Annotated in this window: 24 protein-coding genes and 1 tRNA gene; 14 read left to right on the plus strand and 11 right to left on the minus strand. The window is 66.5% G+C overall.

Features of this window, described 5'->3' with window-relative positions; genetic code table 11:
• Positions 1-131: 131 nt before the first annotated feature.
• Positions 132-217 (minus strand) — tRNA-Leu (locus QOH60_RS21145).
• 60 nt (positions 218-277) lie between these two features.
• On the opposite strand from QOH60_RS21145, the gene QOH60_RS21150 reads away from it, so the two are divergent.
• The 3 genes from QOH60_RS21150 to QOH60_RS21160 are packed head-to-tail and all read left to right on the plus strand — an operon-like array spanning position 278 to position 3417.
• Positions 278-1621, plus strand: a complete 1344-nt coding sequence (locus QOH60_RS21150; protein WP_526423830.1) for a M20/M25/M40 family metallo-hydrolase — start codon at positions 278-280, stop codon at positions 1619-1621.
• A 27-nt stretch (positions 1622-1648) separates the two neighbouring features.
• Positions 1649-2185: a YbhB/YbcL family Raf kinase inhibitor-like protein gene (locus tag QOH60_RS21155; protein ID WP_526423831.1), complete on the plus strand. Its 537-nt coding sequence runs from the start codon at positions 1649-1651 to the stop codon at positions 2183-2185.
• A gap of 8 nt (positions 2186-2193) precedes the next feature.
• Complete coding sequence (locus QOH60_RS21160; RefSeq protein WP_526423832.1) at positions 2194-3417, plus strand: serine hydrolase domain-containing protein; 1224 nt, start codon at positions 2194-2196, stop codon at positions 3415-3417.
• Here QOH60_RS21160 and QOH60_RS21165 read toward each other — a convergent pair.
• From QOH60_RS21165 to QOH60_RS21175, 3 genes are read right to left on the minus strand one after another with little or no spacing between them, the layout of a single operon-like run.
• Complete coding sequence (locus QOH60_RS21165; RefSeq protein ID WP_526423833.1) at positions 3408-4469, minus strand: quinone-dependent dihydroorotate dehydrogenase; 1062 nt, start codon at positions 4467-4469, stop codon at positions 3408-3410. The genes QOH60_RS21160 and QOH60_RS21165 overlap by 10 nt on opposite strands.
• On the minus strand, positions 4469-4714 hold the full coding sequence (locus QOH60_RS21170) for a DUF5703 family protein (protein WP_526423834.1): 246 nt from the start codon (positions 4712-4714) through the stop codon (positions 4469-4471). The genes QOH60_RS21165 and QOH60_RS21170 overlap by 1 nt, the downstream gene beginning before the upstream one ends.
• Complete coding sequence (locus tag QOH60_RS21175; RefSeq protein ID WP_526423835.1) at positions 4711-5760, minus strand: YncE family protein; 1050 nt, start codon at positions 5758-5760, stop codon at positions 4711-4713. The genes QOH60_RS21170 and QOH60_RS21175 overlap by 4 nt, the downstream gene beginning before the upstream one ends.
• Positions 5761-5811: 51 nt before the next feature.
• On the opposite strand from QOH60_RS21175, the gene QOH60_RS21180 reads away from it, so the two are divergent.
• From QOH60_RS21180 to QOH60_RS21200, 5 genes are read left to right on the plus strand one after another with little or no spacing between them, the layout of a single operon-like run.
• Positions 5812-6135 carry a hypothetical protein gene (locus tag QOH60_RS21180; RefSeq protein WP_526423836.1) on the plus strand — a complete coding sequence of 108 codons (324 nt, stop codon included), beginning with the start codon at positions 5812-5814 and terminating at the stop codon, positions 6133-6135.
• A 33-nt stretch (positions 6136-6168) separates the two neighbouring features.
• A complete protein-coding gene (locus QOH60_RS21185; protein ID WP_526423853.1) occupies positions 6169-7002 on the plus strand; it encodes an undecaprenyl-diphosphate phosphatase in 834 nt (277 codons plus the stop codon).
• The gene (locus QOH60_RS21190; RefSeq protein ID WP_526423837.1) at positions 6999-7682 is read left to right on the plus strand and encodes a histidine phosphatase family protein; all 684 of its coding nucleotides are present in this window, start codon (positions 6999-7001) and stop codon (positions 7680-7682) included. Before QOH60_RS21185 ends, QOH60_RS21190 begins: the two co-directional genes overlap by 4 nt.
• Before the next feature lie 28 nt (positions 7683-7710).
• Positions 7711-8298, plus strand: coding sequence for an Rv2134c family protein (locus QOH60_RS21195; protein WP_526423838.1), 588 nt, complete (start codon positions 7711-7713; stop codon positions 8296-8298).
• Positions 8282-9097 carry an Rv2133c family protein gene (locus tag QOH60_RS21200; RefSeq protein WP_526423839.1) on the plus strand — a complete coding sequence of 272 codons (816 nt, stop codon included), beginning with the start codon at positions 8282-8284 and terminating at the stop codon, positions 9095-9097. The genes QOH60_RS21195 and QOH60_RS21200 overlap by 17 nt, the downstream gene beginning before the upstream one ends.
• A gap of 10 nt (positions 9098-9107) precedes the next feature.
• Here QOH60_RS21200 and QOH60_RS21205 read toward each other — a convergent pair whose 3' ends face one another.
• The 5 genes from QOH60_RS21205 to QOH60_RS21225 are packed head-to-tail and all read right to left on the minus strand — an operon-like array spanning position 9108 to position 13709.
• Entirely contained in the window at positions 9108-9959 is an 852-nt protein-coding gene (locus QOH60_RS21205; RefSeq protein ID WP_526423840.1) for an MBL fold metallo-hydrolase, read from the minus strand.
• On the minus strand, positions 9956-11086 hold the full coding sequence (locus QOH60_RS21210; protein ID WP_526423841.1) for an alpha/beta fold hydrolase: 1131 nt from the start codon (positions 11084-11086) through the stop codon (positions 9956-9958). Before QOH60_RS21210 ends, QOH60_RS21205 begins: the two co-directional genes overlap by 4 nt.
• Entirely contained in the window at positions 11083-11805 is a 723-nt protein-coding gene (locus tag QOH60_RS21215) for a flavin reductase family protein (protein ID WP_526423842.1), read from the minus strand. The genes QOH60_RS21210 and QOH60_RS21215 overlap by 4 nt, the downstream gene beginning before the upstream one ends.
• Before the next feature lie 30 nt (positions 11806-11835).
• Entirely contained in the window at positions 11836-12675 is an 840-nt protein-coding gene (locus QOH60_RS21220; RefSeq protein ID WP_526423843.1) for an MBL fold metallo-hydrolase, read from the minus strand.
• Positions 12676-12701: 26 nt separating this feature from the next.
• Positions 12702-13709 (minus strand): alpha/beta hydrolase, encoded by a 1008-nt coding sequence (locus QOH60_RS21225; protein WP_526423844.1) that lies wholly within the window; start codon positions 13707-13709, stop codon positions 12702-12704.
• Positions 13710-13712: 3 nt separating this feature from the next.
• On the opposite strand from QOH60_RS21225, the gene QOH60_RS21230 reads away from it, so the two are divergent.
• A complete protein-coding gene (locus tag QOH60_RS21230; protein ID WP_526423845.1) occupies positions 13713-14519 on the plus strand; it encodes a helix-turn-helix domain-containing protein in 807 nt (268 codons plus the stop codon).
• Here the strand turns inward: QOH60_RS21230 and QOH60_RS21235 are convergent.
• Positions 14509-15135, minus strand: a complete 627-nt coding sequence (locus tag QOH60_RS21235) for a class I SAM-dependent methyltransferase (protein WP_526423846.1) — start codon at positions 15133-15135, stop codon at positions 14509-14511. The genes QOH60_RS21230 and QOH60_RS21235 overlap by 11 nt on opposite strands.
• A 55-nt stretch (positions 15136-15190) precedes the next feature.
• Here QOH60_RS21235 and QOH60_RS21240 point away from each other — a divergent pair, with 55 nt between their 5' ends.
• Genes QOH60_RS21240 through QOH60_RS21255 form a run of 4 tightly spaced genes read left to right on the plus strand, consistent with a single transcriptional unit; the run spans position 15191 to position 19257 of the window.
• Complete coding sequence (locus QOH60_RS21240; protein WP_526423847.1) at positions 15191-15973, plus strand: 3'(2'),5'-bisphosphate nucleotidase CysQ; 783 nt, start codon at positions 15191-15193, stop codon at positions 15971-15973.
• Positions 15974-15997: 24 nt separating this feature from the next.
• Positions 15998-17236 (plus strand): cysteine--1-D-myo-inosityl 2-amino-2-deoxy-alpha-D-glucopyranoside ligase, encoded by a 1239-nt coding sequence (mshC, locus tag QOH60_RS21245; protein WP_526423848.1) that lies wholly within the window; start codon positions 15998-16000, stop codon positions 17234-17236.
• 9 nt (positions 17237-17245) lie between these two features.
• Positions 17246-18133 carry an SDR family NAD(P)-dependent oxidoreductase gene (locus tag QOH60_RS21250; protein ID WP_526423849.1) on the plus strand — a complete coding sequence of 296 codons (888 nt, stop codon included), beginning with the start codon at positions 17246-17248 and terminating at the stop codon, positions 18131-18133.
• Complete coding sequence (locus QOH60_RS21255) at positions 18130-19257, plus strand: DUF1254 domain-containing protein (RefSeq protein WP_526423850.1); 1128 nt, start codon at positions 18130-18132, stop codon at positions 19255-19257. Before QOH60_RS21250 ends, QOH60_RS21255 begins: the two co-directional genes overlap by 4 nt.
• Here the strand turns inward: QOH60_RS21255 and QOH60_RS21260 are convergent.
• Positions 19254-20141, minus strand: a complete 888-nt coding sequence (locus QOH60_RS21260) for a PAC2 family protein (RefSeq protein WP_526423851.1) — start codon at positions 20139-20141, stop codon at positions 19254-19256. The genes QOH60_RS21255 and QOH60_RS21260 overlap by 4 nt on opposite strands.
• A gap of 81 nt (positions 20142-20222) precedes the next feature.
• On the opposite strand from QOH60_RS21260, the gene QOH60_RS21265 reads away from it, so the two are divergent.
• The coding region (locus QOH60_RS21265; protein ID WP_526423852.1) for a homocysteine S-methyltransferase family protein at positions 20223-20845 on the plus strand (623 nt) is incomplete at its 3' end.

A 20845-nucleotide genomic window follows, 5' to 3' on the forward strand; every position in this document is an offset into this window, starting at 1 on the left:
GAGTCGTGACCACCGACGGCCAACTACTGCGAGAACTCCAACTCGATCCGACGAAAAACTACCAACCACAACCAAAACCGTGAACGATGTCCCAAGACACATGTGCACGATGTCCCGAGACATCACAGGTGTGTCCGAGGGGGGACTTGAACCCCCACGCCCGTTAATAGGGCACTAGCACCTCAAGCTAGCGCGTCTGCCATTCCGCCACTCGGACCTTGTGGGCAAGTAAGGCTATCGGATTCGGGTAGCCGGACCCAAACGAGGAAGGCCCGCAGTGGTAGGAAAGGGGACTGTGACAGGTGCCGTCGACGAGGTGGTCGACCTCGTCAGCGCGTTGATCCGGTTCGACACCACCAACACCGGAGATCCCGCGACCACCAAGGGTGAACGCGAATGCGCCGAGTGGGTGGCCGCGCAGCTGGAAGAGGTCGGGTATGAGACCGAGTACATCGACGCCGGCGCGCCCGGCCGGGGCAATGTCTTCGCCCGGCTGCCCGGAAAGGATCCCGAACGCGGCGCGCTGATGATTCACGGCCATCTCGACGTGGTGCCCGCCGAAGCCGCCGACTGGAGCGTGCACCCGTTCTCCGGCGCGATCGAGGACGGCTACGTCTGGGGCCGCGGCGCGGTCGACATGAAGGACATGGTCGGCATGACGATCGCGGTCGCGCGCCACCTCAAGACCCACGGCATCGTGCCACCCCGCGACCTGCTGTTTGCGTTCGTCTCCGACGAGGAGGCAGGCGGCAGTTACGGCTGCAAGTGGCTGGTCGACAACCGCCCCGACCTTTTCGACGGCGTGACCGAAGCGATCGGCGAGGTCGGGGGATTCACGCTGACGATCCCGCGCCGCGACGGCGGCGAGCGTCGCCTCTATCTCATTCAGACCGCCGAGCGGGGCATGCGATGGATGCGGCTAACTGCGCACGGGCGCGCCGGCCACGGCATGTTGATTCACGACGAAAACGCGGTCACTGCGGTCGCCGAGGCGGTGGCACGAATCGGGCGCCACCAGTTCCCGATCGTGCTGACCGATGCCGTCGACCAGTTCCTGGATGCCGTCGCCGAGGAGACGGGCTACACCTTCGACGTGGCCTCGCCCGACCTGGACGGCGCCATCGCCAAACTCGGCTCGATCGGACGCCTCGTCGCCGCAACCCTTCGCGACACCGCTAACCCGACCATGCTCAAGGCCGGTTACAAGGCCAATGTCATCCCGGCGACCGCGGAGGCCGTGATCGACTGCCGGGTGCTGCCGGGTCGGCTCAAAGCGTTCGAGCGGGAGGTCGACGAGCTGATCGGCCCCGAAGTCACGCGCGAGTGGATCGTCGACCTTCCTTCCTACGAGACCACTTTCGACGGTGAGCTTCTGGACGCGATGAACGCCGCGATCCTTGCCGCCGACCCCGACGCCCGCACGGTCCCGTACATGCTTGCCGGCGGTACCGACGCAAAACACTTCGCGCGCTTGGGGATTCGCTGTTTTGGCTTCGCGCCGCTGCGGCTGCCACCCGACCTGGATTTCTCCGCCCTGTTCCACGGCGTCGACGAGCGGGTACCCGTCGACTCGCTGAAGTTCGGCGCGGAGGTTCTCGAGAATTTTCTGTTGCACTGCTGACCGCTATCGACGAAAGAGGACGACACCATGGCTTTTGACTACAACCCCTACGACTTCCTGCCCAAGCTGCCGACGTTCACGCTGACCTCCGACGACATCACCGACGGCCAGCCGTTCAGTAACGCCCAGGTGAGCGGAATCATGGGCGCAGGAGGCGAGGACGTCTCACCGCAGCTGAGCTGGTCCGGGTTTCCCGAGGAGACGCAAAGCTTTGCCCTCACCATGTACGACCCCGACGCGCCAACGGGCTCCGGATTCTGGCACTGGGCCGTCGCCAACATTCCGGCGACCTGCACCGAACTCCCGTCCGGGGTTGGCGACGGCAGCGAACTGCCCGGCAGCTCAATGACATTGGTCAACGACGCCGGAGTTCGCCGCTTCATCGGCGCGGCGCCGCCACCCGGGCACGGCTATCACCGGTACTACGTCGTGGTGCATGCTGTGAAGGTCCCCAAGCTCGAGCTCGACGAGGACGCCAGCCCCGCCTACCTCGGCTTCAACCTGTTCATGAACGCCATCGCACGCGCCGTCATCCACGGCACGTACGAGCAGAAGGAGGGCTAGCCAGCACAATGACGCGCAGCGCATCGCCCAGTCTCATCGGGGGAGACGTCGACGAGGGCTACGGAAAGGTCGCCGACGCCTTCCGGCGCAATCTCGACAGCGGCAAGGAGGTCGGGGCGGCGTTCGCCGTTTACCGCGACGGGCGCAAGGTGGTCGACCTGTGGGGCGGCTCTCGCAACGTTGCGCACCGGGCTCCTTGGGAGCAGGACACCATCGTCAACGTCTTCTCCACCACGAAAGGCGTTGCGTCCCTTGCCGTTGCGGTGGCCGCATCCCGGGGACTGATCTCCTACGACGCCAAGGTGGCCGATTACTGGCCGGAGTTCGCGCAGGCCGGCAAAGGTGAGGTCACCGTGCGGCAGTTGCTCGCGCACCAGGCCGGACTGCCCGCGATCACCCCGCCCCTGACGCTGGAGGAACTGGCCGATCCAGCGAAGATGTCGGCCAGGCTCGCCGCGCAAACTCCGGCGTGGCCACCAGGGACAAGGCAGGGCTATCACGCCATCACTCTGGGCTGGTACGAAGGCGAATTGATTCGCCGAACCGATCCGCAAGGACGTTCGCTCGGCCGGTTCTTCGCCGAAGAGATCGCCAAACCACTCGATGTGGACTTTTACATCGGACTGCCGGAGTCAGTCGATCGCGATCGCGTGGCATTTCTGTACGCCTGGAAGCGCGCCAAGATGTTGCTCCATCTGCACACCATGCCGCCGCGCTTCGTGGCCGCGATCTTCAATCCGCGCAGCCTCTCGGCCCGGTCCATTTCCATCGCCAAAGGGATCAACGACCTGGGGGCGTTGAACCGCGACGAACTCCGGGTGATCGAAATGCCCGCGGTCAACGGCACCGGCGACGCGCGTTCAGTCGCCAAGCTCTACGGCAGCGCGGCTACTGGCGGTAAGGAAATCGGGCTCGCCCCAAGCATCTTGGAGGACCTGAAGAACCCTGCTATACCGCCGACCGACGGACCGCGCGACAAGGTGCTCCATATCGACACGGCGTTCTCGGCCGGCTTCGGTAAGCCGGCCTCGATAGCCACGTTCGGATCCTCAGACAACGCGTTCGGAACCCCCGGCGCCGGTGGCTCATTCGGATTCGCCGATCCCGACACCGGCGTCGGATACGGATATGTGATGAACAAGTTGGGCTACCGACTGGTCAGCGACCCGCGGGAACTCGCACTCCGTAACGCTCTTTTCCGCGACGTTCTTGGCGCAAGGCCTCAAACCTGAGACCCCACCGCGTCCGCGAGCGTGGAGAAGCCACCCTCATGCAGCCGCGCAGCGATCCCGTCGTGAATTCGCTTGGCCCACAACCCTCCTCCGTAGATGAAGCCGGTGTAGCCCTGCAGTAGTGACGCGCCGGCGACGATCCGCTGCCACGCGTCCTCCGCCGTCTCGATGCCGCCGACCGAGATCAGCGCCAGCCTGCCGCCCACCCGCGCGTACAGCCGCCGCAGCACCTCCAGCGAGCGGTCGGCCAGTGGCGAGCCGGACACTCCGCCCGATCCGAGATCGTCGACGCCCTCGGTGGCCAACCCCGCGCGCGAGATCGTCGTGTTGGTGGCGACGATGCCGGCCAGGCCGAGGTCGACGGCCAGATCGGCGATCGCGTCGATGTCCTCGTCCTTCAGATCTGGCGCGATCTTCACGAGCACCGGCGTCGTCGTCGCGTCGCGCACAGCGGTCAGGATCGGCCGCAGCGAATCCACGGCCTGCAGGTCTCGCAGGCCCGGCGTGTTCGGTGAGCTGACGTTCACCACGAGGAAGTCCGCAAGCGGGCCCACCAACCGCGCGCTGGCCAGATAATCCTCGGCGGCGCGCTCGGCGGGCGTGATCTTGGACTTCCCGATGTTCACGCCGATCGGCACGTCGGGGTGATGACGGGCCAGGCGCAGCGCCAGCTGGGCGGCGCCGTCATTGTTGAAACCCATGCGATTCAACAGGGCGCGGTCGGCGGGCAGACGGAACAGGCGCGGCCGTGGATTGCCCGGCTGAGCATAGGCGGTGACGGTGCCGACCTCCGCGTAGCCGAAACCCAACGCACCCCAGACCGCCAGACCGGTGCCGTTCTTGTCGAAGCCGGCCGCAAGGCCCAGCGGCGCTGCAAAGCGCACGCCGAACACGGTGCTGGCCAGAATCGGGTCGCGTGGGCTGAGCGCCCGGCGCAGTACGCGACGCGCGGGTGCCGTCGTCGTGCCGATCCGCAGCACGGCGAACACCCACGTGTGAATCCGCTCGGCCGGAACGGCAAACATCACCCGCCGCAGCGCGCGATAGGCCATTACAGTCCCGGCTGGTCACTGTGTCGCTGAGACTTCCTGCGCCGCAACAGAACCCGGCGGCTACCGTCGTTGTAAAGCCGCACTCGGGTCAGCTCCCAGCCGCGGAACTCGGCCTCGATCGACAACCTGATCGATGCCGACAGCCTGGTGATTTCTGGCGGCAGTCGCAGCGGGACCCATTCGTAGTCGTCGGAAAGATCGACATCCCACCCCTTGGGCATCCGGCCGTACGCCGCCGACGTCACTGTGGCTGCCCGGCGTTCTTGATCACCTGCACGCCGTCCCCGCTGGCCGACACCACGTACAGCGCGTTCGTGGCGTGGTCGAAAGCCAGCACGTCAGGTTGCCGCACAGTCGGATAACGCACCTTCTCCTGTGGTATTCCGGTCGCCAGATCGTAACCAACGACGGTGTTGGTTGCAGTCAGTGACACCCACGCCAGATTACGGGTGCCGACGAGGCCGTATGGCGCGTTCCGCACCGGGTAGCGCTGCCGCAGGATCAGCGGGTCGACACCGAACACCAGCAGCTCGTCGCCGCGCGTGTCGGCGACCAGCACACGGCCCATCGGGTCGGCGGCCAGCGTTGTCGCCCCCTCGCCGGCACGCAGCGCCTGCTGCGCCTGACTGCCGGTGGCGTCGATGGTCGTCACCGACGTCTGGCCGCGGTCCAGCACGACTGTCGTATTGCCTTGCGTGGCAAGGCTATCCACTCGAGCGAAAAGCTTGATCTGGGCAGCGACGGTGTTGTTGTCGGCGTTCAACGTGTACACACTTCCGTCGGCGCTGCCCAGCACGAGCCTTCCGTCGGCGCGCCGCGCGATCGCGGTGAAGTCGGTCTGCTCGTGGCCTGCGACCGCGATCCTCGTCGAGCCGCCGGTGCGAACGTCGGCACGCAGATACCCGCCCGAGCAGGACAGATAGACCACGCCGGCTCCGTCGCCGGTCAACGCGGTTGCTGGTACCGGCAGGGCCGTCGTGCGAGGTTGACCGCCCGATCCCGCCAGAAATGCGAGATCTCGGCCCCCGAGAACCACCAGCGTCGTCGTCGCCGCATCGAACACCGCTGCGCTGGCCTTGATTTCCAGTTTCTGCACCTCGCCGGCCGGCGGGGTGGTGACCGGTTCAGACGCGGCGGGCCCGGCCGGGGGGACTGTCGGCGGCGCGTCGTTCGCGGGCTTTGCCGAACATGCCGCCATCAGCACGAGGTTCACCAGCACCACAGCCACGCCAACGCTTCGACCTCGCCGTTTGCGGTGCCGCTGCGCCGGGTAGCTCTCTGCGATGCGCATACTCGTGACAATGACGAGCCAGTCTAGGCTTTTTGACGGTATGGTCACGCCATGACCCTTGCCGCTGACAAGGACTGTTCGGGCGGGGAGTTTTTCGTCGAGGATCTGAACACCGGGATCCACGCCAACGGGTTTGGTCGCCTCGGCGGCGGGCGGAGCTTCTCGTTCCGCATCGAGCGCCAGCAACTGGTAGTCGAGGTATATCGACCCCGGCTGAACGGCCCGGTCCCCAACGCCGAAGACATTGTGGCGGTGGCGACTAGGAGGCTGACTGACATCGATCTCACGGACGCGCGCAGCCTGATCGCCACCGTTCGCGACGCGGTGGCAAACGCCCAGCCTGTGAACCGCGGGGGCACCAAACCGGCCCGCTGAAGGTTCGCCAGGTAGGTTCGTCGGGTGGCGGACATGACGTGGGCGCAGGTCGTCCTCCTGTCGGTGTTGCAGGGTCTCACCGAATTCCTACCGGTTTCGTCGTCGGGCCACCTGGCCATCGCGTCGCGGGTGTTCTTCGGGGCCGACGCGGGCGCGTCGTTCACCGCGGTCAGCCAAATCGGCACCGAGCTGGCCGTTTTGCTGTATTTCGCGCGCGACATCTGGCGGATCGCGAAGGCCTGGGTGAACGGGCTGGTGGTCAAGGCCCACCGGGATAATGTCGATTACCGCATGGGGTGGTACGTGATCATCGGCACCGTCCCGATTGTCATCTGCGGTTTGCTGTTTCAGGACATGATCCGCACTTATGTCCGCAGTCTGTGGGTGGTGGCCATTGCGCTCGTCGTGTTTTCCGCGGTCATCGCGGCGGCCGAACTCGTCGGGCGACAGACCCGCAACGACGAGCAGCTGCGTTGGTACGACGCGGTTCTCATCGGCGGCGCCCAAGCCCTGGCGCTGATCCCGGGTGTCTCGCGGTCCGGGGCTGCCATCAGTGCGGGGCTGTTTCTCGGGTTGAAGCGGGAGTTGGCCGCGCGCTTCGGTTTTCTGCTCGCGATCCCGGCGGTTCTCGGCGCAGGGCTTCACGAACTGCCCAACGCGTTCAAGCCCGTCAGCGAGGGCATGAGCGCCACCGGTCCGCAGCTATTGGTGTCAGTGGTCATCGCATTTGTCGTCGGTCTCGCCGCGATCGCGTGGTTCCTGCGATTCCTGGTGAGCCACAGCATGTACTGGTTCGTCGGCTACCGGGTGGCGCTCGGCGTGACCGTGATGGTCATGCTCGGCACCGGCCATCTGGCGGCGACGTGACCGTCATCCTTCTGCGGCACGGCAGGTCGGTCTCGAACACCGCACATGTGCTGTCGGGCCGGTCCGAGGGCGTCGACCTCGACGATCACGGGCGCCAACAGGCCGCCGCCCTGGCGGACCGGCTGGGCTCGCTCCCGATCCGTGCGCTGGTGTCCTCCCCTCTTGTGCGCTGCCGGCTGACGCTGGAGCCGCTGGCCGCAGCACTGGACCTCGCTCCGGTCGTCGACGAGCGGCTGACGGAGGTCGACTACGGCGAGTGGACCGGCCGCAAGCTTTCTGACCTGGTCTCCGAACCGCTATGGAAGGTCGTGCAGGCGCAGCCCAGCGCGGCGGTGTTCCCTGGCGGCGAAGGGCTCGCACACGTCCAGGCGCGGGCGGTTGCCGCCGTCCGTGAACACGACAAGCGCCTCGCCGAGGAGCACGACGGCGACGCGCTGTGGATTGCCTGCACGCATGGCGACGTGATCAAGGCCGTCGTGGCCGACGCACTCGGCACGCACCTGGACAGTTTTCAGCGCATCGTCGCCGACACGGCGTCCACCAGCGTGATCCGCTACACCCCGATGCGGCCCTTCGTATTGCACGTCAACCACACCGGTTCAGACCTCGCATCGTCGCTTGCGCCACCGAGCAACGACACACCGACAGGTGATGCTGTGGTCGGTGGCAGCACCGACTAGCCATCTGTACCGGTATTTTGGAGATGTCATGCCGCGCGCTATCCACGTGTTTCGCTCACCCGACCGTTTCGTGGCCGGGACCGTTGGGCAGCCCGGAAACCGGACGTTTTACCTGCAGGCCGTCCACGATGCCCGCGTCGTCTCGGTGATACTTGAAAAACAGCAGGTGGCCGTCCTCGCCGAGCGCATCGGGGCGTTGCTCACCGAGGTCAACCGCCGCTTCGGCACGCCGATCCCTCCGGACACTGACGAGGTCGATGATCTCAACCCGCTCCTCACGCCGATCGACGCCGAATTCCGGGTCGGGACAATGGGTCTCGGCTGGGATTCGGAAGCAGAGACGGTCGTCGTCGAACTCCTGGCGGTGACGGACACCGAGTTCGACGCGTCGGTGGTGCTCGACGACGCGGAGGAGGGTCCCGACGCGGTTCGGGTCTTCCTGACGCCCGAGTCGGCGCGGCAATTCGCCACCCGGTCCAACCGAGTCATCTCGGCCGGCCGGCCGCCGTGCCCGCTGTGTGACGAGCCTCTCGATCCGGCCGGCCACATCTGCGTGCGCACCAACGGCTATCGGCGCGGCGCAATCGACGGTTCGGCGGATGACGCCGAGTCGTGACGAGATCCATGCGCTGAGCCGCGGTGAGCTGACCGTCATCGGGCGCATCCGATCGGCGAGCAACGCGACGTTTCTCTGCGAGGCCTCGCGACTTGGGCGCCCTACTCACTGCGTGTACAAGCCGATCGCGGGGGAGGCGCCGCTGTGGGACTTTCCCGACGGCACGCTTGCCGGCCGCGAGGTGGGGGCCTTTCTGGTGTCGGAGACCCTGGGCTGGAACATCGTGCCGCACACGATCATTCGTGACGGGCCCGCAGGCCCCGGCATGGTGCAGCTGTGGATCGAGGAGCCAGACGACACGTCAATCGACACCGAGAAGACGGCGCCGGATCTCGTCGACCTGTTTCCCGCCGGGAAGGTGCCGCCGGGCTACCTGGGGGTGCTGCGCGCCTACGACTACGCCGGTGACGAGGTGACGCTGGTGCACAGCGACGACACGCGGCTGTTCCGGATGGCGGTCTTCGACGTGCTGATCAACAACGCCGACCGCAAGGGCGGCCACATCCTGCGCGGGCTGGACGGCAACGTGTACGGCGTCGACCACGGCGTGAGCCTGCACGCCGAGGACAAGCTGCGCACGGTCCTGTGGGGCTGGTCGGGCAAGCCGATTGATGACGACACACTTGGCGCCGTCGAAGGGCTGCGGGAGGCGCTGCGGGGTTCGCTGCGCGAGGCGCTCTGCGACCACGTCACCGGCAACGAGATCACCGCGTTGCGCCGGCGCGCCGAGACACTGCTGGAGAATCCGGTGATGCCTGCCCCCGACCGCAGACGGCCGATCCCGTGGCCGGCGTTCTAGGCCAGTCCGATCAGGTCGGTAGCAGCGTTATTGCTGCGCCCCACAGGGCACCGGGGTTGATCCGGTTCGGGTGTCTGGCCAGCATGCCGTCGTAGAACTGCTGCGCTGTCGCCGAAGACCCGAGGAGCGCGCGCGCGTCGGTCAGGTACCGCCGTGTGGTGTCGATCTGCGACGGGCTGTCGAATGTCCGTGGACCCTTGTGGCCGGCGATGACTGCGGCGGGACGGAGGCTCTCGGCGACGTCGAGCGCGGCAAGCCACTCGTTGATGCCGGCGACACCGCCGGACTCGGTGAGGTAGAGGTGCACGCCGTTGTAGACGACGTCCCCTGCCACGATCAGCCCTATCTGGGGTACGTGCAGCATCGTCGTCGCATCAGTATCGGTGTGGCCCGCCTCGACGGGCAGGACCGGAACGCCTTCCAGCTCGAAGCCGCGTTCGTCGACGACGTCGACATCGACGTCGCCCGTCGGCAACTGGCCGGGAAAGACCCGGTCCCAGAATTCGGCGCGGAACTCTGCGCTGTTCTGGCCGGCCATGTGTCGCGTGGTGCCTTCGGTGGCCCGGACCGCGACGGCAGGAAAGCGTTTCAGCAGCGGGATCGCACCGAACCAGTGATCGCCGTGGCCGTGCGTGATGTAGATCTGCCGCAGCCGGCGACCCGAGGACTCGATCCAGTCGCCGACATCGTCCGCCTGCGCGCAGGTGAGCGGTGGATCGACGAGCAACGCGTCCTGAGATCCCATGACCAGCGTCGACGTGATCGGCGACCACATGCGGGTGCTGCCGTCGGGTAGCGGACCGCGCCCGGATTGCGGGATCTGCTCTGTGACAAAGGTTTTGTACCGCAGCGGTGACGTCATGATGTCTCCTTGCCAAGCCGGTCGCGGATCTCCGCCGAGAATCGCAACACGACGCCCAGAGGGCGGTGATGGATGGCCGCGGCGATGACCTTGCCGTGAGCGTCTCGTTCGAGAACGCTGATGCCCTTGATCTGCATGCCGCCGAAAGCCGTTGCACGCCATTGAAGGAACGTGGTCGATCCGTCGTGGCTTTCTGAGGTGAACTCCAGCGATTCGTAAATGGAACTCGCGGTGGCCAGCACCGCGGCGACATTGTCCCTGCCCTCGACCGGGTCGGGGAGAGTCGTTGCTTCGAGCACGACGTCCTCGGCGAATGCGTCTGCGAACGCCTCACGCGACTGGTCGCCGAAACCGCGACGCCATCCGTCGGCTGTGTTGCCGCCGGCGATACCGTCGATGAAATCGAGGATCATCGCGGCCACCTCATCGGGGTACTCGACGTGCAGCCAGTGTCCGCCGCGGTCGAGGATCTCTGCGCGGGCCCCGGGGAATCGCGGAACGATCGCGTCCATCAGCTCCTCGGTCACGAAACCGTCTGCGCCGCCGCGAATAGCGAGGACCGGGCCGGTGAACGCACTGACCCGAGGGGCGTCGGTCACTCCGTTGTTCCACAGGGTGACGTACCGCGAGGCGATCTCTTCAGATACCTGTGCGCCTACCCCTGAAAGCTGGTCGAGCTGTTCGTCGCTCAGTTCCGGAGAGAGCGCAGACCGCGCGGCCCGTTGTGCCGCAAGATCGCCGGCGAGAGCGCGGAACGGCGCGGTGGCCTCCTCGGGTAGGCGCGTACCGCCCAGCGGGACAGGAGTGATCAGCACGAGCCCCTCGACCTGCTCGGCGTGATCGGCAGCGACCAGCTCGGCGATCTGAGTACCCATGCTCTGGCCGACGACAATGACAGGGGAATCAATCCCTTTCAGCATCTCGCCGGCCTCCGCGGCGAGTGCTTCGAGCGACAACGCGTCCGCTTCGGCCACCTCAGCCGCACGTGCTCCGAACCCTGGCAGGTCGTAGCGCACGGTGTTGACCTTGTCGCCCAGCGAGCGAATCACGCCGTCCCACACCGTCGCGTCGTCAAGGAACCCGTGGATGAACAGCAGGGTGCGCGTGCCGTTGGATATGGTGCTCATTTCGCTGCCGCCTTGGTTGCGCCGGAGGGTGACCATTCGGCGGTGTCGATCGGGGAGTAGTCGGTCGAACGCCCGTCGAGGCGCTCTGCCCGCTTCGCGGACAATTCCGTGACGAGGTCACCGGACAACGGCGTGGTGAAGATCGTGTCGACCAGCGTGTATTCGGCTGCGAGCCTGCCGAACACACCCAGAGCACCCACATCGATGCGCCCCCGGGAGAGGTACAGATCGTCGCGCACGTGGATGCGCTTCACCTCGCCCCACACCACATGGTCGGGCAGCGGGGGCATCGGAATGATGCGATTCACCACGCACTCGAACGAAATCGGTGCACCCGCAATGCGCGGCGCCGAGATCACCTCCGACGGGGCCTTCTCGAGCCCGAGAGCGGCGAATTCGTCCACCTCAGTGTCGAATTCGAACGCCGACCGGTGCACGGCGTCTGCCTGCGCGATCGTGGTGATGTTGATCACGAACTCGTTGGTGTCGCGGATGTTGATGAACGTGTCCTTGAGCGTGACACCGTCGGCGCGTGGTTGCAGCGAGATCGACAGGATGGGCGGAATCCTGCCGACGACCGTGAAGAAGGACACCGGCGCGATATTGCCCACGCCCTCAGTCGAATTGGTGCTGACCCAGGCGATCGCACGCGGCAGCACGCTGCCGATGAGTAGTTTGTAGCTGGACGTGGGGTCGAGGTCTTCGGCGTCGATGATCATGGCTTTCTCCTTGCTGGATAGTCGATTACGTCAAGACAGAAGTGCTACCGCGCTGTACCAGACAGGGCCGACGTTGAGCCGGTCCGGGTAAAGACGGATCATGTGCGCGAAAAATTCGCCCGGGGTTGGCTTGCCGGCGAGCAGTCGCTGCGCGTCCAAGAGGTAGTCGCGGGTTTGGTTGAGGATGGCCGGGTCGTCGGGCAGATCCTTGTTCTTGTGGCCGGCGACGACTGCCCGGGGATCCAGTGCTGCGACCTTGTTAAGCGCCTGCAGCCAGGCCTTGATTCCGCCGTGGCCGCTCTCCAGAAGGTACTGGTGCACACCGTTGTACGCGACGTCGCCTGCGACGACGAGCCCGATTGACGGGACGTGCAGGACGGTGGTGTCGTCGGTGTCGGTGTGGCCGACCTCGATGGGAAGCAGTTTGTGGCCTTCCAACTGGAATCCGTCAGACGGGACAGGCTGGTAGACAACGGGACTCGCGGGGATCTGGCCGGGGAAGTCGACGTCCCACATCTGCGCGCGTCCGGTGGTGGCCTGCTCGCTCATCTTCGCGATGGTGCCCTCGGTGGCGTGTGCGATCGCCTCGGGAAAGCGCTGCAACACGAGGTCGGTGCCGAACCAATGATCTCCGTGGCCATGGGTGGCGTAGATGAAAGTCAGCTTCTTGCCTGACTTCTCGATCCAGTCGATGACCCGGTGGATCTGATCGCGGGTGAACGGCGGGTCGACCAGCACCGCGTCGTGGTCACCGTAAATCAGTGTCGAGGCCACCGGCGAGGAGACGATCGGGCTTCCGTCCGGCAACCGCTGCTGGCGGTGGCGCTGCAGGCCGTCGTGGACCATCACCTCGTAGCGAAGTTCAGTCATGGCAATTCCTTTCACTGGGTTGGTTCTCAAGCGGTGAGCTGTGTGAGGAACCAGTCGCGGGCGGCGGCGGCGGCCTTGTCGAATTGGTCCTGGTAGGCGTCGAAGTGGCCGCCGGCGATCGTGACGAGTTTCTTGGGCTGCAATGCCCGCTCATAGGCGGCCAGCGCCAGGTCGGACACCGTGATGGTGTCGCCAAGCGCAACGATCATCAGCAACGGGGTCGGCGAGACGCGGGAGATCCATGTTCCCGGTTCGTACATCCGGGCGGCGCGCGAGGACCGCACGGTCATCTGGTTCTGCCACACACCGTCGGGCACCGGCTGGTTGTAGAACGCGACGGCGTCCGCGGCGCGGTACGCGGCGGGAATCGAGGGATCCGAGCTGACGACTGCCTGCAGGACGGGCGGCTCGCCGCGGAACTGGCGACGCTCGTCGTCGATGAAACCTGCCTCCAAGGCGTGCACCTGATCGGGCGCGACGCGACGCAGGCTCTGCTCGTAGCCGCTGATCGTGGGCACCTGGGCGACGACCGCGCGCAGCCGCCGGTCGGTGGCGCCGAGAACAATCGCGTGGCCACCGGCGTAGCTGGTGCCCCACAGCCCGATCCGGTGGGGGTCCACAGCCGGATGGCTCTCGAGGAAGGAGATCGCCCGTCGCCAATCGGCGATCTGGGTCCACGGGTCGACGTCATTGCGCGGCGAGCCGTCGCTGGCTCCGAAACCACGATGGTCGTGGACGAGCACCACGAGTCCCGCGTCGGTGAACAGGCGGGCGAACCGTTCGAGCCCGTGTTCCTTCACACCGGCGAAGCCGTGCGCCATCGTGACAGCCGGGTGCGGGCCAGGGCCGTCGGGCAGAAACAACCAGCCCCGCAAGGTCACATCGCCTTCGACGGCGAACTCAACGTCCTGTTTCTGCACGATCCCCGCTCCTTTCGCGTTTGCATGCCTCACAACGTCAAGCCTGTGTCCGCCGCGTCCGCGAAGAGGACTCCGCAATAGCCCTGGTATCGGGAGGACCAGTCTTAGGCTCATGGGGTGGCGGCGAAGAGCAACGCCCTTGGCGAATACCTGCGTGCTCGGCGCGGGCAGGTCCGGCCCGAGGAGGTCGGACTGGTGCCGGGTGCGCGGCGGCGTGTGCAGGGCTTACGCCGTGAGGAGCTGGCGATGCTGGCGGGCATCAGCGCCGAGTACTACCTGCGGCTGGAGCAGGGCCGCGACACCAACCCGTCCTCTCAGATCCTCGACGCGTTGGCGCGGGCGCTGCAGCTGGACATCAACGGCACGGAGTACCTGTATCAACTCGCGAGCGGCAGCAAGCACGAGCGGCCGGACACCGAGACCGCAGTCGACGATTTGGACGAGCTGATCGAGCAGTTCGCGATGCCAGCGTTCGTCGCCAACCGATACCAGGATGTGTTGGCGGCCAACGCGTGCGCCTGCGCGCTGTCACCGGGTTACCGACCGGGCCAGAACTTCCTGCGGTGGCGCCTGGTGGAGCCCGCCGCCCGCGAATTCTTCGTCGACTGGGACGAGGCCACTGATATCGCGGTCAGCGGGTTACGGGAAGTCGCCGGGAACGCGACCGACGATCCGCGCATGCGCGCCCTGATCGACGAATTCTCAGCTCTCAGTGCGCGATTCCGCGAACTGTGGTCGCGCGCCGATGTCGGTTACCGCACGGGAATCACGCGCCTGCGCCACCCCGTCGTCGGGGACCTGCACCTTCACCGCTACCGGCTCAGCGTTCCGAACTCGGGCGGACAACACGTGATCATCTTTGCCGCTGAGCCCGGCAGCCCGACGGCAAATGCGTTGGAGCAATTGCGATCTCTCACGGCTTGAGCCAACGCCACTGGTTCGTCGACCAGGGCTCAGCGTTTTTCAGCGAGTCGGTGACGGCGCCCACCACACCGGGCCACTGCCCTTCGTCGAAGTCGTCGCCGGATAGCCACCCTCCGCGGGAGACCTTCGGACGCCATGCCCGGATGTCGGCGAGCACGCTGTCATAGTCGTGACGGGCGTCGAGGTGCACCCATTGCAACGACTCGTCGCTGAACAACGCGGCCGCGGACACCGAGTCGCAGATCACCAAGCGCACGATGTCAGCGAATCCGCAGCCCACGATGTTGCGGTGGAGCGTGCCCGCGAAGGTCCCGTCGCCGTGGCGCACCGCGGGGCCGTGTGCGTCAGTGGGCCCGCGGCCCTCCGGCCCGCTGCCGCGGCAGGTATCGACACCTACCACCTCAATTGACCGGCGCCCTTGCGCCACAACCTCGGCCAGCGAGCAGACGCTGCGCCCCAGATAACACCCGACCTCCACAAACCGGCTGCCATCGGGGAAGTGCGCCACCGCTTCGGATTGTGCGTCGCGCCATTGAAACCAGCCGGGAATGTCTTGCCACGTGTTTACCGGCGCTTCGAACCGGGATTCGTGGCTGTGCGCCAGTTGGCTGCTCATGGCGTGTTCCAGTTTCGCAGAAGCAGCGCGGATCACACCCGTCTAGCCTGACCGAGTGACCCTGACCGACGCCGCGCTGGCCGGCGAGCTCGCTCAAGCTGCCGGGGTGCTGCTGCTCGGCGTGCGCGACGAGCTCGGCTTCAGCGACCCGTGGGCGCTGGGGGCGGCGGGGGACAAGCAGGCCAACACCCTGATCCTGGACCGTCTGCGTGACGAGCGACCCGACGACGGTGTGCTCAGCGAGGAGGCCCACGACGACCTCGGCCGGTTGCGCAAGGACCGGGTCTGGATCGTCGACCCACTCGACGGCACCCGCGAGTTCTCCAGCCGCGGGCGCGACGACTGGGCCGTCCACGTCGCCCTGTGGCAGGCGGGCGGGGAAATCACCGATGCGGCCGTCGCGCTGCCCGCCCTCGGTGAGCTGTACCGCAGTGACACCGTGCGTGGCCGCAGTGACACCGTGCGTGCACCGGTCGTCACCCAAGGCGCCGACGACGGCCCCATCCGGGTCGCCGTGAGCGCGACGAGGGCGCCGGGGCTGCTGTACCGCATGCGCCACATCCTCGACCTCGAAGCCGTGCCCATCGGGTCGGCGGGGGCGAAGGCCATGGCAGTCGTCCGCGGGGACGTCGACGCCTATCTGCACGCCGGCGGGCAGTGGGAGTGGGACAACGCCGCTCCGGCCGGCGTCGTGCTCGCCGCCGGAATGCACGCGTCGCGTCTCGACGGAACCTCGCTGCGGTACAACCAGCTCGACCCGTACCTGCCGGACTTCCTGATGTGCCGTTCGGACGTGGCGCCAATACTGCTCGAGGCTATCCACCGAGCGTTCTGGTAAACCGCGCGCCTTACTCTCGACAGCATGCGATCGTGGTTGCCGGCCCCGGTTCCGGTCATCGCCGGCCGCGGGCCCGAACTGCGGTTGTACGACAGCGCGGACCGTCAGGTCCGCCCCGTGACGCCCGGTCGCTCGGCGACCATGTACGTGTGCGGCATCACGCCGTACGACGCCACCCATCTGGGGCACGCAGCGACCTACCTCGCGTTCGACCTGATTCACCGGATCTGGCTGGATGCCGGCCACGATGTGCATTACGTGCAGAACATCACCGACGCCGACGACCCGCTATTCGAGCGTGCCAACCGCGACGGAGTGGACTGGCGGGAGCTCGGCGACCGGGAAACCGAACTGTTCCGCACCGACATGGCCGCGTTGCGGGTGCTGCCGCCGCGCGAGTACGTCGCCGCCACGGAGGCCATCGGCGAAGTGATCGAGCTCGTCGAGAAGATGCTGGCGTCGGGCGCGGCCTACGTCGTCGACGACCCCGATCATCCCGACGTGTACTTCAGGGCCGACGCGACCCCGCAGTTCGGCTACGAATCGGGCTACGACCGCGAGACCATGGCGCGGCTGTTCGCCGAGCGCGGCGGCGACCCGCACCGTCCGGGAAAAGCCGACGAGCTCGACGCCTTGCTGTGGTCGGCCGCGCGTGAGGGGGAACCGAGCTGGCCGGCGCCGTGGGGTCCGGGACGGCCGGGCTGGCACGTGGAGTGCTCGGCCATCGCGCTCAGCCGCATCGGCACCGGGCTGGACATCCAGGGCGGTGGGTCCGACCTCATCTTCCCGCACCACGAATTCTCGGCCGCGCACGCCGAATGTGTCACGGGGGAGCGACGTTTCGCGCGCCATTATGTGCACGCCGGGATGATCGGCTGGGACGGGCAGAAGATGTCCAAGAGTCGCGGCAACCTGGTGCTGGTGTCGGCGCTGCGTGCCGACGGCGTGGAGCCCGCCGCGATCAGGCTGGCGTTGCTGGCCGGGCACTATCGCGCGGACCGGTCGTGGAGCAGCGAGTTGCTCGGGGAGGCGCAGGCCCGAGTGGCCCGTTGGCGGCAGGCGGTCGCGCTGTCGTCGGGTCCCGACGCCGCCGGCGTCATAGCGCGGGTCCGGCGATACCTGGCCGATGACTTGGACACCCCTAAAGCTCTTGCCGCTCTTGATGGATGGGTGACCGACGCGCTCGAGTACGGCGGCAGCGACGCCGAGGCGCCGGGAAGCGTGCGCGCCATTGTCGACGCGCTGCTCGGCGTTGCGCTGTAGGTTTCCCAGATGGGTTCGGTCAAAGACAAGGTCGTCTTCATCACCGGCGGCGGGCGCGGGATCGGCGCCGAAACGGCGCGGCAATTGCACGCCAAAGGCGCGAAGGTGGTGGTGACCGACCTGGACGAAACAGCGCTGCACGATCTGACGTCGGATCTGGACGGCGACCGGGTGCTGACGCTCGTCGCCGACGTGCGGGACCTCGACGCGATGCACGGTGCCGCCAGCAGGGCCATCGACCGATTCGGCGGCATCGACGTCGTGGTGGCCAACGCTGGCATCGGTGTCTTCGGGTCCGTGCTTCATGTCGAGCCGGACGCGTTCAGGACACTTATCGACGTCAACGTGATGGGGGTGTTCAATACCGTGCGCGCCGCGCTGCCGTCGGTGCTCGACCGGCGCGGCTACGTGCTGGTCGTCTCGTCACTGGCGGCGTATGCGCCTGTCGTCGGCTCGGCGGCGTACGCACTGTCGAAAGCCGGCGTCGAGAATTTCGCGAACACGCTGCGGCTCGAGGTCGCACATCTGGGTGTCGATGTCGGCTCTGCGCACATGTCATGGATCGACACTCCGTTGGTCCGCGAAAGCAAGGCCGAGGTGAATGGGTTCAGCGAGATGATCCGCAGGTTGCCGCCGCCGCTGAACAGGACGACGTCGGTGCGAAAATGCGGTGATGCCTTCGTCAAGGGGATCGAAGGCCGCAAGCGCCGCGTCAATTGTCCGGCTTGGGTCGGTGTCCTGCGCTGGCTGAAGCCCGTCTTGTCGACTCGATTCGGCGAGTCGTCGGTTCGCAAAGATGTTCCCGAACTCCTGCCCAAGGTGGACGACGGGGTCGCGGAGTTGGGCCGCTCGATGAGTGCGCGCACGCAGGCGTTGGAGAAGAAGCCGAGCCCATGAGTCGGACCGTCGCGAGCGCAATCGCGGTGGTCCTGATTCTGGCGACGACGGCCTGCGGGTCGGGCGGCCAGAACACCCAGCCGAAATCCGGTGAAACCCCGTCGCCCGCCGTAACCCCCGACCAAGCCCGCGCGATCGCCAAAGAGGCCTACATCTATGGCTTTCCGATCGTGGACAACTACCGCGTGCAGTACGCGTACTCCGTGGATAAGAACAACCCGGCGTACAAGGGCGAGTGGAACCAGATCCACAACACCGCAAGGGTTTTCACACCCGCCGACACGGCCATCCAGACGCCGAACTCAGCGGGATACCAGGTGCAACCACTGTCGGCGTTCCTGAGTCAGCCACCACCTGCGGACGTGCCGCGCATCGACTTCGTGCCGCCGCTCACCCCGGACCAGCAGAAGACCTCGCCTCAGTTCTTCGACATCCTGAACTTCGCGCTGAAGTTCGCCCCGACGCTGTCCGCCGAGCAGGATCTGCGCACCCGATTCGCCACGATCGGAATCGGGCCGGACCGCGACTTCGACGTGAAGAAGCTCAGCCCGGAGATCGCGTCGGCCATCGAGGGCGGCATCGCCGACGCGTGGGGCGAGTTCAACGCTTTCAAGAAGGACAAGGTCGATACCGGCCAGGTGGGGTCGGCCGAATTCTTCGGCACCGCAAACTATTTGAATGGCAACTATCTTTACCGAATGGCCGGGGCGGTGCTCGGCATCTACGGCAACACCGCCGCGGAGGCGATCTACCCTGGCGCCTTCAACGACGCCTCGGGTTCGCCCCTGAGCGGGGCGAACACATACACGTATCGCTTCCCGCCGGGCCAACTGCCACCGGTCAACGCGTTCTGGTCGCTGATCATGTACGAGCTGCCGCAAAGCCTGCTGGTGACCAACCCGATCAACCGCTATCTGATCAACTCGCCGATGCTGGGAAGCCTGATCAAGGATCCGGACGGCGGTATCACGCTTTACCTCCAGAACTCCTCGCCCGGGCCGGACAAAGAGGCCAACTGGCTGCCCGCGCCAGCGGGACCATTCGTCGTGGTTCTGCGCCTCTACTGGCCCAAGCAGGAGGCGCTCGACGCACAGTGGACGGCGCCCAAGCCGGTGAAGGTCTAGCTGCGGAAGCCGGGTCCGCGCCTGCGCAGATACCGCTCGAACTCGGCGGCCAGGGCGTCGCCGTCGACCTTGTTCAGGACCTCAGTCATGTCCACCTGCGCGTCTCCACGCTCTTCCAGCTGGGAAACGTACTCGGCGATCTCGTCGTCGTCGGAGGTCATCTCGGTGACCGCGGCTTCCCACTCCTCGGCCTGTGCGGGCAGGTCGGCCAGTGGCACCTCGATGTCAAGCACGTCCTCGACCCGGCGCAGCAGCGCAACGGTTGCCTTGGGGTTCGGCGGCTGCGACACGTAATGGGGGACCGCCGCCCAGAACGTCACGGCCGGGATCCCGGCCTGCACGCAGGCGTCCTGGAAGACGCCCGCGATTCCGGTGGGTCCCTCGTAGCGGGTCTCTTCGAGCCCGAAGAACCGGGCGGACTCCGGCGAATATGCGGCACCCGAGACGGGAACAGGCCGGGTGTGCGGGGTGTCGGCCAGCAGCGCGCCGAGAATTACCACCGTCGAGACGTTCAGCTTGTCGGCGATGGCCAGCAGCTCGGCACAGAATGTGCGCCATCTCATATTCGGCTCGACGCCGTGCATCAGCACCACGTCGCGGTCACTGCCCGGCGGACGGCAGTGGGAGATCCGCATCGACGGCCACACCAACTCGCGGGTGACGCCGTCTACCTGCCGGATCACCGGGCGATTTACCTGATAGTCGTAGTAGGCCTCGTCGTCGATCTCGATGATCGGGTCGGCCTCCCAGATCGCGTCCAGGTGCTCCAGCGCATCGCTGGCCGCGTCGCCGGCGTCGTTCCAGCCCTCGAACGCCGCGACGACGACGGCGTCGTGCAGTTCGGGCAGTTCGGGCTGGCGGCCTGGGCCGTTGGACGGGGTCATCAGTTCAGCGTAGAGCGTGTCTGTGCCCGACGAGTGTCTTGGCGCGGGATAGGAAATTGATAGTCCGACTACCCTGTCAGGGTGACTGCCGCTTCGCATCCTGACTACGACACCGACCTCATGGACACCCTCGCTGACCGGGTTGTCGTGGGCGACGGTGCGATGGGCACGATGCTGCAGGGCGCTGATCTGACGCTGGACGACTTCCTCGGCCTCGAAGGCTGCAACGAGATCCTCAACGACACCCGGCCCGATGTGCTCGAACACATCCACCGGGCGTATTTCGAGGCAGGCGCCGACGCCGTGGAAACCAACACGTTCGGCTGCAACCTGTCCAACCTGGGCGACTACGACATCGGCGACCGGATTCGCGAGCTGTCCGAGAAGGGCACCGCAATCGCCCGTCGTGTCGCCGACGAGATGAGCACGGCCGACCGCAAGCGCTACGTACTGGGCTCCATGGGACCGGGCACCAAGCTGCCGACGCTCGGCCACACCGAGTACGCGACGATCCGCGACGCATACGAGCAGGCAGCTCTGGGCATGCTCGACGGCGGAGCCGACGGGATACTCATCGAGACATGTCAGGACCTGCTGCAGCTCAAGGCGGCGGTGCTCGGGTCGCGGCGGGCTATGACGCAGGCGGGGCGGCACATCCCGGTGATCACGCACGTCACCGTGGAGACCACCGGGACGATGCTGCT

It is taken from the genome of Mycobacterium sp. (assembly GCF_032159765.1).
In the GTDB taxonomy this organism is placed as follows: domain Bacteria; phylum Actinomycetota; class Actinomycetes; order Mycobacteriales; family Mycobacteriaceae; genus Mycobacterium.